Source organism: Actinotalea sp. JY-7876 (assembly GCF_014042015.1).
Classification (GTDB): domain Bacteria; phylum Actinomycetota; class Actinomycetes; order Actinomycetales; family Cellulomonadaceae; genus Actinotalea.
Window position 1 is genome coordinate 1,088,568 of the sequence record NZ_CP059493.1, and the last position, 14,771, is coordinate 1,103,338.

Here is a 14,771-nt window from a genome sequence, read left to right on the forward strand (position 1 = left end):
GCGCCGGTGAGCAGGTCGATGTGCTCAGTGATTGGCTCGAGCACCGTGGGGCCGGGTCGACGCACCGCCTCGGCGGTCGGCCATGTCGGCCGACGAGTCCCGCGCTCATCGTCCCGCCTGGCGCCCCGCCCCGGACGTCGGGCGAGGTCGCACGGCTGCAGCGAGGCCGCACATGCGCAGGACCGTCGTCGGTGCAGATGTGCGACGTCGACGACCTCGGTGGGCGTGGGGGGCGTCAGGGCACAAGAAGGGCCGCCACCCCTGGCGAGAGGGATGACGGCCTTCAAGGTCGTGACCACCCGTGGGCGGTCACAGCGTGGAGGTGGCGGGAATCGAACCCGCGTCCGATGGCAGTGAAACAGGTCTTCTCCGGGCGCAGTCTGCTGAAGATTTTCTCAGCCCCAGCGATCACGCAGACGAGTCGCTGACGGGCTCAGCCGTCTGAAAGTCCCCGCAGCGCCGACGGCGAACGCTGCGAGCAGTGGCTTCCTAGATGACGCCAGACTCTGAGTCGGAAGCTACCTCAGGCTGACGGACTTCAGGACTCGCTCAGGCGGCGAGTGCGAAGTCGGTGCGCTTGGAATCGGCACCTATTGGTTTGCAAGGAGCGTTAACGAGATAACCCTGCATCCTCGGCCCGCTTCTCCTGGAACGACGACCATCGTCGAAACCGATCACCCCCTGTGCAGTTGTCAAGCACTCGCGTCCGGACCGGGGTCCGCGCAGCGAGCATGTCGATCGTACGCCACAACGCGCCCGCTGGCGCCGGGATTCCCGGCCGGCGGGGCGCGCTGCTCGCGAGCGTGATGGCGGGCCGGGGGGCGGTCAGCCGGCCGTCGCGTCGGGCTCGAGCTCGACGACCAGCTCGATCTCGACGGGTGCGTCGAGCGGCAGGACGGCGACGCCGACGGCGCTGCGGGCATGGGCCCCGGCGGCGCCGAAGACGGCCTGCAGCACCTCGCTGGCACCGTTGACCACGACGGGCTGGCCGGTGAAGGACGGGTCGCTCGCCACGAACCCGACGAGCTTGACCACCCGGCGGATCCGGTCGATGCCCCCGGCCTGCGCGGCGGCGGCGGCGATCGCGTTGAGGGCCGCCTCGCGGGCGAGCAGGGTGGCCGCCTCGGGGGCCACGCAGCCGGGTCCGTGACCGACCTTGCCGCGGGCGGTCAGGGCGCCGTCGACCAGCGGCAGCTGGCCCGAGGTCCACACCCAGGAGCCGGAGCGCACGGCGGGTTCGTACGCCGCGACGGGCGTGGCCACGGCCGGCAGCTCGAGCCCGAGCCCGGCGAGCCGGTCGGAGTGCGTGGTGGGGGTGGCCGGGAGGTCGGTGGTGGTCATGGTGTGCTCTCCAGGTGGTCGGCGGGCGGTGCCCGCCGGTGGGGGTGAGGGGGTGGGGCGGCCTCGCCGCCGTCGTCGCCGACGAGGCCGCCCCGGTGGTCAGCTCTCGACCGTCGCGGCCGTGCGCTGCTCGGCCCGCGTCTTGAACCGGAACGCCACGTACAGGACACCGATCCAGATCGGGCCGACGTACAGCGCGTACCGGAAGTCGGGCAGGACGCCCATGAGGACGACGACGCCGGCGAGGAACGCCAGCACGATGTAGTTGGACACGGGGTAGAACGGCATCTTGAAGCCGAGCTTCTCGACCTCGGTCGCCCCGATTCGCTTGCGGAACTTCATCTGCGTGATGACGACCATCGTCCAGTTGAAGATGCCCGCGATCAGGGCCACGGCCATGAGGTAGACGAACACCTTGCCGGGGACCAGGAAGTTGAGGAGCACGGCGAAGGCGGTGACGGCCGACGAGGTGAGCACGCCCGCCATGGGTGAGCCGTTGCGGTTCAGCTTGCCCAGGTACTTGGGCGCGTTGCCCTGCTGCGCGAGGCTGTAGAGCATCCGCCCGTTGCTGTAGAGGCCGCTGTTGTAGGCCGAGACCGCCGCCGTCAGGACGACGACGTTGAGCAGGACCGCCGCACCGCTGATGCCGATGTTGTCGAAGATGAGGACGAACGGGCTGCCACCCTCGCCGATCTGGTTCCACGGGAAGATGCAGAGCATGACCAGGATCGCGCCGACGTAGAAGATCAGGATCCGGTAGACGACCTGGTTGATGGCCTTGGGGATGGTGCGCCGGGGGTTCTCGGCCTCGCCGGCGGTGATGCCGATGAGCTCGACGCCGCCGAAGGAGAACATCACCACCGCGAGCGCGGTCACCGTGCCCCAGACCCCGTTGGGGAAGAAGCCGCCGTGCTCCCAGAGGTTGGAGACGCCGGTCGCCTCCGACCCGTCGACGCCGAACATCACGATCACGGCACCGAGGGCGATCATGGCGATGATCGCGACGACCTTGACGATCGCGAACCAGAACTCGAACTCGCCGTAGGCCTTGACGCTGGTGAGGTTGACCACCGTCACCAGGATGAGGAACAGCGCCGCGGAGACCCACGTCGGCACGTCAGGGAGCCAGAAGTTGACGTAGATGCCGACGACGGCCAGCTCGGCCATGCTCACGGCGATGTAGTTGAACCAGTAGTTCCAGCCGGAGAAGAAGCCTGCGAACCGGCCCCAGTTGGTGAACGCGTAGTGGCTGAACGCGCCGGACACGGGGGTGTGCCACGACATCTCGCCGAGGGCACGCATGATCAGGAAGATCATGGCGCCACCGATCAGGTACGCCAGCGTGATCGACGGGCCGGCCATCCCGATGCTCGCCGACGAGCCGTAGAACAAGCCGGTCCCGATCGCCCCGCCGAGCGCGATCATCTGGATGTGTCGGTTCTTCAGCCCTCGCCGAAGGCCGCCGTTCTCGGTGGGGGCGTCGTCGCCCCCTGCCGGAGCCGGGGGCGGCTCGACGGACGCCGCCGTCCCCTCGCGTGCCTGTGTGGTCATGGTCGTTCAAGTCCCTTCGTCGTTGAAAGGCGGCCGAGGCCGGGACGAGGGCCGACGTCGTTCGGACGACGGCCCCCGTCCCTCACCGGTGCCGGTGGGGAGGTCCGGGCGAGTCAGTCGACCGGCTTGAGGTGCGAGGTGAAGTGGCGCAGGACCTTGGGCTCCCACGTGATCTGGTAGCCGCGGACCTCCGAGGCGCGGTCCTTGACGGCCTTGAGGGCGTCGGCGACGACGTCCAGGTGGGCCTGGGTGTAGACCCGGCGCGGGATCGCCAGGCGCGTGAACTCGAACGGCGCCCGCTGCTGCTCGCCGGTCTCGGGGTCGCGGTCCATGAGGAACGAGCCGATGTCGCACGTGCGGATGCCGGCCTCGATGTACAGCTCGATGGCGAGCGCCTGGCCCGGGAACTGGTCGTACGGGATGTGGGGGAGGAGCTTGCCGGCGTCGACGAACACGGCGTGGCCGCCGACGGGGTTCTGGAACGGGATCCCGTACTCGGTGAGCCGGGCGCCGAGGTACTGCATCTGCCCGACGCGGTAGCGCAGGTAGTCGTGGTCGAGACCCTCGTACAGGCCGGTGGTCAGGGCCTCCAGGTCGCGGCCGGCCAGGCCGCCGTACGTCAGGTAGCCCTCGAAGGAGATGACCCGCGTCTTGATGGCCTCGACGAGCGGTCCGTCCTCGCGCACCGCGAGCAGGCCGCCCATGTTCACCAGCGCGTCCTTCTTGGCGCTCATGGTGAACGCGTCGCCGTAGCTGAACATCTCGCGCGTGATCTCGAGGGGCGTGGCGTCGGCGAACTCGGCCTCGCGCTCCTTGATGAAGTACGCGTTCTCGGCGTAGCGGGCTGCGTCGATGACGACGAGGATGCCGTGCTCGCGGGCGAGCGCCGCCGTCTCGCGCATGTTCGCCATCGAGACGGGCTGGCCACCGACGCTGTTGTTCGTGATCGTCATGACGATCGCGGCGATGTTCTCGGCGCCGTGCTCGGCGATGAGCGAGCGGAGCCGGGGCACGTCCATGTTGCCCTTGAAGTCGAAGTAGGCGCCCGAGTCGAGCCCTTCCGGGCAGACGCAGTCGATCGCCCGGCCACCCGCGAGGCCCACGTGCGCCCGGGTGGTGTCGAAGAACATGTTGGAGATGACGTACTGGCCCGGGGTGACGATCAGCGGGAAGAGGACCTTCTCGGCGGCACGGCCCTGGTGCACCGGCTGGATGTACTCGTAGCCGAAGATCTCCTTGCCGGCCTCCAGGAGGCGGAAGTAGCTGCGGCCGCCCGAGTACGACTCGTCGCCGCGCATCATCGCGCCCCACTGGGCGTCGCTCATCGCGCCCGTGCCGGAGTCCGTCTGCAGGTCGATGTAGACGTCCTCGGCGGACAGCGAGAAGGCGTTGTAGTGGGCGTCCCGGATGAACGCGGCCCGCTCCTCGCGGGTGGTCATCTTGATCGGCTCGACCATCTTGATCTTGAAGGGCTCGGGCAGGTACCGCATGGTCCGTCTCCTCGTGTCGCCGCCGGCGCAGGGCTCCGACGTCCGGCCGCAGGGCATACACCCCGCGTTGAATCCATCAACTGCTGGTGCGACAGTAGCCACTTACGTTGAAGTATTCAACAAGGTGTGAGGGCTTCAACTCTGTGTCATGCTGATTGCTCCACAGTGGAGAGGTCACGAGGATGACAAGTCGCGAGCAGCCCGCAGCAGGACCTTCGGCACTCGAGGCCGACCAGGCGCTCGCGGTGCTGGGCGCGTTGGTCGAGCCCCTTGCCGCCGCGCTGCCGGGCGACGCCGAGGTCGTTCTGCACGACCTGCGCCGGCTGCCCAACTCGATCATCGCCATCGCCGGTGACGTCACCGGGCGCGGCGTGGGGAGCCCTGCCACCGACCTGCTGCTGCGCCGGGCTGCCGACGGGACGCTCGCGACGAACGTCGGCTACGAGACGCGCCTGCCCGACGGCCGGGTGCTGCTCTCGACCACCATCGTGGTCCGCGACAGCGCCGGCACACCCGTCGCCGCGCTCTGCATCAACAGCGACGTGATGATCTGGCAGGCGGTCAAGGCCATCGCCGAGGCGATGCTCCCCGGCACCACGGCGAGCGCAGGCACCGCCGAGCCGGCCGAGAAGTTCGTCCACGACATCGACGAGCTCGCGCAGCACCTGCTCACCGAGACCATCGACGCGTGCGGCGTCCCGGTCGAGCTGATGCAGAAGAAGCACAAGCTCGCCGTCGTCGGCGACCTCAAGAGCCGGGGCTTCTTCCTGCTCAAGGAGAGCGTCGAGATCGCCGCCCAGGCGCTTCAGGTGACCCGGTTCACCATCTACAACTACCTCAACGAGCTCGGCTCCGACGACGCCGACGGTGAGTCACCGGCCCGCGGGAGGTCGTGACCGGGGTCCGCGCGCCGTCCGGTCAGTCGGGCTTGGCCGTGTACAGGCGGTCGTCCGCCACGGCGAACCAGTCCTCGAAGCTCTCGCCGGACCAGGTGGCGACGCCTGCGGACCAGTCGCACAGGTCACTCCGCATCCGGGACAGCACCGGCTGCGCCCCGTCGGCGTCGGTCCGTGGCATGAGGACGACGAACTCGTCACCACCGAAGCGCCCGACGACGTCCTCCGGTCGCAAGGTCTCCTGCCAGCTCCGGGCGAGGCCGGACAGGACGGCGTCGCCGGCGGTGTGGCCCCGCTCGTCATTGATGGCCTTGAAGTCGTCCAGGTCGACGATCGCCAGGCTCAGGGGTTGGCCGGTGCGCCGGGCGCGCGCCATCTCGAGCTCCGCCGCGACCCGGAACGCCCGGCGCGACAGGACGCCCGTGAGCTCGTCGGTGGTGGCCTCGAGCCGGAGGTCGACGATCCGGCTGTTGAGCACGAGCGCGACGCACGCGAACGTCACGACGAGGAAGAACCAGGTCTGCGACGCCGACCCCGCCCCGGCGGCGACGAGCCCGCCGGCGAGGGCGACGGCCATCCAGGCCAGGTGTCGGAGCAGCACCCGCCGGCGGTGGAACACCGCGCTGTAGGTGGCTGGCCACAGGAGCGCGACGCTCGTGGTCACGATGCCGTGCGGCGTCGTCGCCTGTGCCACGCACAGGGCGATGAGCCCCGTGGCGAGCGCGGTGACGGCATGCAGGTGGACCCGGCGGACGCGGTCGGCGGTGAGGTGCAGGACCGCACTCAGGACGAGGGCGAGGGTCGCGAGCGCCGCGCCCAGCTCACGTGGCGCCGTCGGGCTGAACGGGACCACGACCGTCACGGCCGTGACGGCGCCGACCCACAGGCAGGCCAGGGCGAGCACGCGACCCTCGTCGCGACGGGTGAGCACGCCCAACCCTCGTACCCGACCCCGAAGCACGTCGTCTCCCCGCACCGTCCGCAGAACCTCTACCCGGTGAGAGGATCGGCACCCGTACGGGTGCAGGTGAGCGCCGACGTGGACCGATCGGTGATCACCAGGTGCCGCCGCCTCCGCCGCTCACGCCGGCGCCGGAATACCCGCCGCCTCCCGACGAGCCCGACGAGCCCGACGAGCCGGGTGTGGGCGCGCTCAGCGCGCTGCCGGCGACCGCGGTGAACGAGGCGAGGTTCAGGGCGAACCCGTCGTCGGAGCTCCAGAACGCCGCGTGCGGGGACAGGCCGACGTACCAGCCCGGCTCGGGCACGGCGTGACCCCGGGCGGCGAGGTCTGCGAACACGCGGGCCCAGCGCTCGGTGAGGCCGAAGGCGACCGCGTAGGGCAGGTACCTGCTGAACAGGTCCTCGCCCTCCTCGAACCGGAGCTGGTCGGCCTCGGCGGTCGCGAGGTAGCGGCGGAAGCCCTCCGCCTGCGCCAGCACCGCGGAGCCGTCGGCCGTGCGGGCGGGAGCCGCGCGGGTCAGGGCCGTCATCACGACCCCGACCACCAGCACCGCGACGCCCACGAGCGCCCACGAGGTCCAGATCGCCAGCGCCGCCGTGAGCAGCACGCCGAGCAGGATGAGGCCCACGCCGGTCAGCGCCCACCGGGTCCGCACGGTGCGTGGGTTGCCGCGGAACCAGCCGCGCTCCGTGACGTCGTCGTACAGCTCGCCCTGGATCTTCGTCATCGAGCTCGAGAACGTGGTGCGCAGCTCGGAGAGGAGGACCGCCACGCGGTCGTCGAAGAGCTCGTCGAGGACGGTCCGCTCGAACGGCAGCAGCTCGGGCCCGGGGTCCGCCTTCTCACGCACCAGGCGCCAGTCGCGGTCCTTCGCGGTGGCGTCGGGGCCCGACGCCTCCTCGATCCGTAGGTAGCCGCGCACGGCCAGGTCGATGACCGTGGCCGTGACGTCGTGGGGATCCGCATGCTCGTCCACGAGCGTGCCGAGCTGGCCGGGCCGGAAGCCCTCCGGCGGGGTGAAGCGGACGGTGACCGGCGTGCGCCGGCGTGCGCCGGTCGTGGCCTCCTGCCCGGGAGCGGGCTGCAGGCCGGGAGTGAGCCCCACGTACTGCTCGTCGCGTCCGCGCGTGGTCGCCCGGCCGGCGACGAGCGCCGTCCCACCGACCAGGACCAGGAGCGTCGCGACGCCCGTACCGGCGTCGAGCGCGAACGCGCGGCCGAAGGACCAGCGGTCCTGCAGGATCGGTGCCACCCCGCCGAAGGTGCCGGCGGGGAAGGTGGCGACCACCGTGAGGCCGTCGCCCGGCTCGACCAGGTCCTGGCCGAACACCGCCGTCGTGCCGTCCGCGTCGGCCCGCGTGCACGGCTCCGTGGAGCGGCTGGGCCCGGTGGCGCAGTCCGCGGTGACGACGTCGCTCGGACCCGTGACCGCGACCGTGACGTCCTCGACCGGGATCTCCCAGCCGCCGAAGACGTTGAGGTGCAACTCGTCGTCGCCACCCGTGAGGTCGGCGGAGTTGATCCAGCCCTCGACCTCGTACGTCAGGCGGTAGCGGTGCAGCCCCGTGATCTCCTCGTCCTCGTCGCCGACCCGGACGACGAGGAGCGGGCCGTCCTCCTCGACGTCGACGTCGTCGGGCGCACCCGAGGGAGACTCCGCCTCGATGCCGGTGATCCGGTAGACGCGATCCTGCTCGTCGTCCCACCGCTGCTTGACGAGCCATGTGAGGTACGGGCCGTGGTTGGCCGTCGTGCCGAAGTCGACCTCGAGGTCGAGCACGACATCGGCCGAGCCGTCCCGGTCGAGCGTGACGTCCATGGCGTAGCGCGTGACGACGTCCTCGGGGTCGTTGCCGGACTCGTCGTCGGCGACTGCCGGTGCCGCGGCGCCGAGCTGCACGCCGACCGCCGCGAGCACCGCGACGCCCACGAGGGCCGAGGAACGTGTCCGCCAGCGGGCGGCGCCGCGCGCTCGTGCCATCAGCCGTGCTTGCGCAGGCTCATCGCCGCCAAGGCCTCACGGTTCTCCTGGCGCTCACGCAGCGCGTGGCGCTTGTCGTACTCCTTCTTGCCGCGCGCGAGCGCGATCTCGACCTTGGCTCGCCCGTCGACGAAGTACAGGGCGAGGGGGACGATCGTGTGCCCCTTGCCCTGGCTCTCGCGCTCGAGCTCCTCGATCTCGCGCCGGTGCAGGAGGAGCTTGCGCTTGCGGCGAGGCGCGTGGTTGGTCCACGTCCCCTCCGTGTACTCGGGGATGTGGACGCCCTCGAGCCACGCCTCGCCACGCTCGACGCTCGCGAACCCGTCCACCAGCGACGCCCGGCCGGCGCGCAGCGCCTTGACCTCGGTCCCGGTCAGCACGAGGCCGGCCTCGAAGGTGTCGTCGATGTGGTAGTCGTGCCGCGCCTTCTTGTTCGACGCGACGAGCTTGCGTCCCGTCTCCTTGGCCATGGTCACAGGCTAGGGGATGGGCCCGACACGGGCCGCCGGAAAACCCTCAGCCGTTGATCAGCGGGCGCGGGTCACGCGTGTTGCCGTTGACGTAGACCTCGAAGTGCAGGTGGCAGCCGCCCGAGGTGCCCGTGTTCCCTGCGTAGCCGATGAGCTGGCCCTGGGAGACCTGCTGGCCCCCCGAGACGGCGAAGCTCGTCATGTGGTTGTAGCTCGACATGAGCGACTGACCCTGCCAGTAGCCGTGATTGATCATCACCTGGTTGCCGAAGCCGCTGCGTGCCCGCGCCCACTCGACCGTGCCGCTCGCGCCCGCGTAGAGCGGGGTGCCGCACCACGTGCGCAGATCGGTCCCGGCGTGCAGGCGGTAGTAGCCGAGGAGCGGGTGCAGGCGCATCCCGTAGTCGGACGTCACGTACATCGGGTTGACCGAGCTCGGGTTGATGAACGGCCGGCTCGCGCTCGAGCCGCCCGAGGGCGGCGGTGGTGCGGGCTTGCCCGCTGCGGCCGCCGCTGCCGCTGCCGCGGCGGCGTCGGCGCGCCGCCGCTCCTCCTGCGCCGCGACGATGGCCTGCAGCTCCGCGGCCAGCGCGGCCTGCTGGTTGGCGAGCTCGCGCTCCTGCGCCTCCATGGTCGCCTTGGCGGACTCGATCTGCGCGGTCTTGGCCGCCGCCTCCGCCTGGAGGTCCTCGAGCTCGAGCTTGCGCGCCTCGGCGGCCGCGCGCGCGGCCTCGGCCTCGACGACCTTGGCGTCCGCCTCGGCCTTGAGGCCGGTGATCTCCTCGCGGACCGCCGTGAGGCGCACCTGGCGGTTCCGGTTGACCCCGTTGATCTGCTCGAGCTCGCGCAGCGCCTGGGTCTGGGTCCGCAGCGCCGTCGAGGCGAGCGCGGACTGCTCGACGAACTCCTCGGTGCTCGTCGCGTCCAGCACGGCCGACAACGACGACTGGGCCATGTTGCCCTTGTACGCGTCGCGCGCCATCTGGCCGATGGCCACGCGCGTGTCGTCGGCGCGGGCCGTGTCCGTGTCGATCTGCGCGGTGATCGAGGACTCCTCCTGCTCGGCGACCACCAGGCGCTCCGCAATGATCTGCGCCTCGCGCTGCAGCCGCGCGAGCGTCTCCTCCGCGAGGGCCAGCTGCTCCTGCGCCACGGGGATCTGCGCCTCGATGCCCTGGAGCTCGGCGTAGGCCTGCACGAGGGCGGCGTCGGTGTGCTCGAGCTCGGCCTGCAGCGCCTCCATCGCAGCGTCGGTCGCGGCCTGGCGCGCCTGCGTCTGCGCGCGCCGGTCGTCGTACTCGTCCGCGGCGGCGGGCAGCACGGCACCGGAGGCCAGCACGGCGACCAGGAGCGCGCCGAAGGCGCGGCGCGTGCGGCGGCGCGCGGGGGCGAGGGTGGCGGGGGGCATCGGCGTCACACCTTCGTGTATCGGCTCAGAGTGACGACGCTTGACACCGCGGCGAGCCCGATCGCGACGACGAGCAGCAGCGGGGCGATCGTCCAGACGGCGTCGGTGCCGATGTACTGCACGAACTGGACCTGCGTCGCGAGCCAGTCCTCGATGAGGTAGCGGACCCCGAACCAGAGCCCTGCCACGGACAGCGCCGCGCCGATCGTCGCGGCGATGGCGCCCTCGAGCATGAACGGCAGCTGGATGAACAGGTTCGAGGCGCCGACGAGCCGCATGATCCCGGTCTCCCGACGCCGGCTCATGGCCGAGAGCCGAATCGTCGTCGTGATGAGCAGGACGGCGGCCAGGAGCATGACGGCCGCGAGGCCCGCCGCGACGAGGCTGGAGCGGTTGAGGACGAGGATCAGCGGCTCGATGACCTGCCGCTGGTCGCGGACCTCCTCGACGCCGGCCACGCCCGTGAACGCGTCGGAGACGACCTGGTACTGCTCCGGGTCGACCAGCGCCACGCGGAACGACCCCTGGAGCTGGTCGGCCGTCACGCCCTGGGCCCACCACTCGTCGGCGAACCGCTCCTGGAAGGCCTCGTACGCGTCCTCCTTCGACTCGTAGTAGACCGCCTCGACGTACGGCTCGAGCGCCTCGGCCTCGAGCTGGTCGCGCAGGGCCTGCGTCTGCTCCGCGGTCACCTCGCCGCCCGCGCAGGTCGGGGCGTCGGAGTCGCTGGGGCACAGGAAGATCGAGACCTCGACCTTGTCGTACCAGTCGTCCTTCATCTCGTTGATCTGGAGCTGGAGGAGGCCGGCCGCGCCGACGAAGGTCAGCGACACGAACGTCACGAGGACGACGGAGATCGTCATGGAGAGGTTCCGGCGCAGGCCGAGACCGATCTCCGAGAGGATGAACTGGAGTCTCATGATGTCCTCAGCGGGTGGATCCGTAGACGCCGCGCGACTGGTCGCGGACGAGCTGCCCGTTGTCCAGCTCGATCACGCGCTTGCGCATCTGGTCCACGATCTCGTCGTCGTGCGTGGCCATGACCACGGTGGTCCCGGTCCGGTTGATCCGGTCGAGCAGGCGCATGATGCCGACCGACGTCGTCGGGTCGAGGTTTCCCGTGGGCTCGTCGCACAGCAGGATCGACGGACGGTTGACGAAGGCCCGCGCGATGGCGACGCGTTGCTGCTCGCCGCCCGAGAGCTCGTGCGGGCGCCGCTTCTCCTTGCCGCCGAGCCCGACCAGCTCGAGCGTGTCCGGCACGGTGGTCATGATGTGGTGGCGCGGCTTGCCGATGACCTGCAGCGCGAAGGCGACGTTCTCGAAGACCGTCTTGTTCGGCAGCAGCCGGAAGTCCTGGAACACCGCGCCGATCTGGCGGCGCAGGTGCGGGACCTTCCACGTCGAGAGGGTCGACAGGTCGCGGCCCGCGACGAAGACCTTGCCCGCGGTCGGCCGCTCCTCGCGCAGCACGAGGCGCAGGAACGTCGACTTGCCCGAGCCGGACGCGCCGACGAGGAAGACGAACTCGCCGCGTTCGACCTCGAGGTCGACGTCGTCCAGCGCGGGGCGGGCGCCGCGCGCGTAGACCTTGGTGACGTTCTCGAAGCGGATCACGCGGTCCTCGGGTGCTCGGGTTCAGGTCGTCGCCGCCGCCCGGGGAGCCGGGGTCACGCTGCCCCGCGGGCACCAGCGGTGCGCGACCACACTAAGCAGCGGTGTCCGCGCGTCCGGCCGGGACACGCCGCCCGACGGGGGAGGACCGAGCCCGTGCCGGGGCATCGTGCCCGTGCTGCGAGAATTCGCCCGGTCTATGGGGTCTTGTGCGGTTCCGCCGGGTCTGAGTCGAGTGCACACTGTGGTTGCGGTCGACCGGGCCCTCGCCCGGTCGCACAGACCTGCGTCGCCGGGAGGGTCCCCCATGGCCGAACCCCTGCCCGCGTTCGTCGGGCGTGTCGACCTCCTCGACCGCGCCCGGCTGGCCCTGTCCGACCCGCACTCGCACGGGATCGTGATCCACGGTGCGCCCGGCGTCGGGACCACGGCATTCGTCCACCAGCTCGAGGCGGGTCTGGACCCCCGCGTCGCGGTGCGGCACACCCACAGCTCGGTCGGCTCAGGAGGCGTGCCGTACGGCGCGGTGATGCCCCTGCTGCGCGACGGTGCCATCGATGCGGTCGAGCACCCCCTGCGTGCCCTGCGCTCCGCGGTCGACCACCTCGTCGCCCAGGGCGCCCACTCGGTGGTCCTGGTGGTCCACGGCGCCCGGCACGTGGACGCATGGAGCGCCCTCGTGCTGTCCACCCTCGCCTCGGTGCCGGACTGCTCCCTCGTGCTCGTCGCGGACTCGCTCCGCACGCTTCCGCGTGACATCGCGGTCCTCGTGCGCGAGGGCGCCATGACCGCCCTCGACATCCCGCCGCTCACGCTGGAGGAGACGGCTCAGCTCCTGGCCGGGCGCTGGGGCCACGCGCCGACGCGTCTGGTCGAGCGCCTGTGGCGAGCCAGCCGGGGGAACGTGCGCTCGCTCGTCGCCCTGGTCGAGCACGTCGACGACGTCGGCCCGGGGGCGCTGCTCGACGTCGACCGCTGGCCCGGGCGCGCCGGCCTCGACACGGCGTTGCCGACCGCGTACGCCGCGCTCACGCCCTCCGACCGCCGGCTGCTCGAGGTCCTCGCCCTCGCCGGAGGGCTCTCGCTGCCCCACGCGGCGCGGGTGGGGGGCCCCGACTCCGTGGACGCGCTCCTCAGCGGCGGCCTGGCAGGCGTCACTGCGCCGCCGCGGCCGACGGTGCGGGTCTGCACCGACGTCGTCGCGGCAGCGGTGCGGCACCAGGTGGGCGCGGGGAGGCGGGTGCAGCTCCTGCACGCGACGTTCCCGAACGGCGAGCCGGAGGACGAGGACCTCGTGCTGCGGTACGCCCGGTGGGCCGCCGACGGCGGCGTCGGTGTGTCGCCCGGCACGGCCTCGCGGGCCGCCCGGCTCGCCCTCGAGGCCGGTGACGCCCCGACGGCGCTGCTCGTGCTCGACGCCGTCCCGCAGGCCGACCGGTCGCCGGCGCACGGCGTCCTCACCGGCCTGGCGCTGCTGCTCGCGGGAGAAGGACGGGGCGGGCTGGACGCGCTCCTGTCGCTGCCCCGGCTGCTGCCCGACGACGACGAGGCGGCCGCGCAGGTCGCCTGGGGCCTGGGCGCGTGCCCCGACCTGACGCTGCCGCACGATGCCGGGCGCTGGGGCACCGCGGGGCGGCTGCTGCTCGACCTCGCGCCGACGGCGTGGCGGTCGTGGCTGCCCGCGAGCCGGGCCGCCGTCGCCGCCGTGGCCGACCTGGCCGCCGGGGGAGCCCTGCCCGCGCTGGAGCCGTTGCGCGCGGAGGCGGTACGCCTCGCCGACCTGGCCGGCGCCGACGACGTCGACCGCGCGGCCTGGCACGCCGCGGTCCGCTGGCGGCTCGCCGAGGCGATCGCCCTCACGGAGGGGCGACCCCCGGCGGGGCCGGGGAGCGGGACGGTCGTGGAGGGCGCCCCACCCGGCGGCGGGGGCGACGGGCTCGACGCGCGCACCCACGGGCGCCTGTCCGCGGTGCTCGTCGACTACCTCACGGGACGGGACCTCGTCGTCGTGCCCCCGGGTGCGGCGGACGGCGAGCCGGGCGTGACGGCGCTGGACGACCTGTGCGCCGGCCTCCACGCCCTGCGGGCGGGGGCCCTCGGCGAGGCGCGCGCCGCCCTGGAGGCCGTGCTCACCGTGCCTGTGGCGCTGGATGCCGCCGGCGCGCGCACCGTCGCGCACGCTGCCGCGGCCCTCGCGGCCGCCGAGGACGGCGACCGGTCCGCCGCCCGGGAGCACCTCGCCCGGGTGACGGGCTCCGGGCGCTGGCTGCCCGCGCGCGTCGCCACGCTGCTCGCCACCTCCGCCGAGCTGGCGCTCGGGGAGCCGGGTGCCGCGACCCGGCTGGTGGACGAGGGGCGGCACGACGCCGCCGCGGGCCGTCCGCTGATGGCGGCTCGCTTCTTCCTCGTGCCGGCGCTGGCCGGCGACCGCGAGGCGGCCGACCTCCTCGGCATGACGGCGGGGCACATCGACGGCCCGCTCGCGCGGTGGGGCTGGGCCCTCGCGGTCGGCCTGGCCGGCGACGACGCCGCCCCGCTGCTCGCGGCCGCGGCGGACGCCGAGGAGTGCGGACGGCGGGGTGTCGCGCGGAGCGTCGCGGCCCTGGCCCTCGCGGCCGCCGTGCGCCGTGACGACACGGAGCTGGCGCGGGAAGCCCGCGCGGTGCAGGCGCGCATCGGGGCGCGCAGCCGGCGCGCCGGCCTCTCCGGAGCTCACCACCTGACGGTCAGGGAGTCGCAGATCGCCGCCCTGGTCACCCAGGGGCTCGACAACCACGAGGTGGCGAGGGCGCTGCACCTCTCGGTTCGCACGGTCGAGGGCCACGTCTCGCGCATCTACGCCAAGCTCGGCGTCGCGAGCCGGTCCGAGCTCGCCGCCCTCCTCGGCTGACACGCAGGCCGCGCCCGGCCCACCTCACCCGTTCGGGCTAACGGGTGCGTGCGATCCCGGCTCGACGCGGTGGGAACACAGGTGTGACGGCGATGAAACAGGTGTAGTGCCCCATATCGGACAGAACGCCACGCCCCCTAACGTCGGAGCACGACGTCATGCAGGT

The 14,771-nt window shown here is 72.1% G+C and carries 11 protein-coding genes and 1 other RNA gene; 2 read left to right on the forward strand and 10 right to left on the reverse strand.

Annotated elements, in window-relative coordinates:
• Window positions 1-314: 314 nt before the first annotated feature.
• From ssrA to H2O74_RS05165, 4 genes are all read right to left on the reverse strand, one after another.
• Window positions 315-682: a transfer-messenger RNA gene (gene ssrA, locus H2O74_RS05150) on the reverse strand.
• A gap of 143 nt (window positions 683-825) precedes the next feature.
• Window positions 826-1,341, reverse strand: a complete 516-nt coding sequence (locus H2O74_RS05155; protein ID WP_182113427.1) for a RidA family protein — start codon at window positions 1,339-1,341, stop codon at window positions 826-828.
• A 99-nt stretch (window positions 1,342-1,440) separates the two neighbouring features.
• Window positions 1,441-2,892, reverse strand: coding sequence for an amino acid permease (locus H2O74_RS05160; RefSeq protein ID WP_182113428.1), 1,452 nt, complete (start codon window positions 2,890-2,892; stop codon window positions 1,441-1,443).
• A 113-nt stretch (window positions 2,893-3,005) separates the two neighbouring features.
• Window positions 3,006-4,382: a tryptophanase gene (locus H2O74_RS05165; protein WP_182113429.1), complete on the reverse strand. Its 1,377-nt coding sequence runs from the start codon at window positions 4,380-4,382 to the stop codon at window positions 3,006-3,008.
• Between the two features lie 182 nt (window positions 4,383-4,564).
• Between H2O74_RS05165 and H2O74_RS05170 the strand changes: the two genes are divergently transcribed.
• Entirely contained in the window at window positions 4,565-5,278 is a 714-nt protein-coding gene (locus H2O74_RS05170; RefSeq protein WP_182113430.1) for a transcriptional regulator, read from the forward strand.
• Between the two features lie 22 nt (window positions 5,279-5,300).
• Here the strand turns inward: H2O74_RS05170 and H2O74_RS05175 are convergent, their stop codons facing one another.
• From H2O74_RS05175 to ftsE, 6 genes are all read right to left on the reverse strand, one after another.
• Complete coding sequence (locus H2O74_RS05175; protein WP_182113431.1) at window positions 5,301-6,209, reverse strand: diguanylate cyclase; 909 nt, start codon at window positions 6,207-6,209, stop codon at window positions 5,301-5,303.
• A gap of 124 nt (window positions 6,210-6,333) precedes the next feature.
• Window positions 6,334-8,223, reverse strand: coding sequence for a DUF2207 domain-containing protein (locus tag H2O74_RS05180; protein WP_182113432.1), 1,890 nt, complete (start codon window positions 8,221-8,223; stop codon window positions 6,334-6,336).
• On the reverse strand, window positions 8,223-8,693 hold the full coding sequence (gene smpB / locus H2O74_RS05185) for an SsrA-binding protein SmpB (RefSeq protein ID WP_182113433.1): 471 nt from the start codon (window positions 8,691-8,693) through the stop codon (window positions 8,223-8,225). Before smpB ends, H2O74_RS05180 begins: the two co-directional genes overlap by 1 nt.
• A 46-nt stretch (window positions 8,694-8,739) precedes the next feature.
• Window positions 8,740-10,101, reverse strand: a complete 1,362-nt coding sequence (locus H2O74_RS05190; RefSeq protein ID WP_182113434.1) for a M23 family metallopeptidase — start codon at window positions 10,099-10,101, stop codon at window positions 8,740-8,742.
• Between the two features lie 5 nt (window positions 10,102-10,106).
• Window positions 10,107-11,021 carry a permease-like cell division protein FtsX gene (ftsX, locus tag H2O74_RS05195; RefSeq protein WP_182113435.1) on the reverse strand — a complete coding sequence of 305 codons (915 nt, stop codon included), beginning with the start codon at window positions 11,019-11,021 and terminating at the stop codon, window positions 10,107-10,109.
• Window positions 11,022-11,028: 7 nt separating this feature from the next.
• Entirely contained in the window at window positions 11,029-11,718 is a 690-nt protein-coding gene (ftsE, locus tag H2O74_RS05200) for a cell division ATP-binding protein FtsE (protein WP_182113436.1), read from the reverse strand.
• 304 nt (window positions 11,719-12,022) lie between these two features.
• Here ftsE and H2O74_RS05205 point away from each other — a divergent pair, with 304 nt between their 5' ends.
• Complete coding sequence (locus H2O74_RS05205) at window positions 12,023-14,605, forward strand: helix-turn-helix transcriptional regulator (protein ID WP_182113437.1); 2,583 nt, start codon at window positions 12,023-12,025, stop codon at window positions 14,603-14,605.
• The last annotated feature ends 166 nt before the right edge of the window (window positions 14,606-14,771 follow it).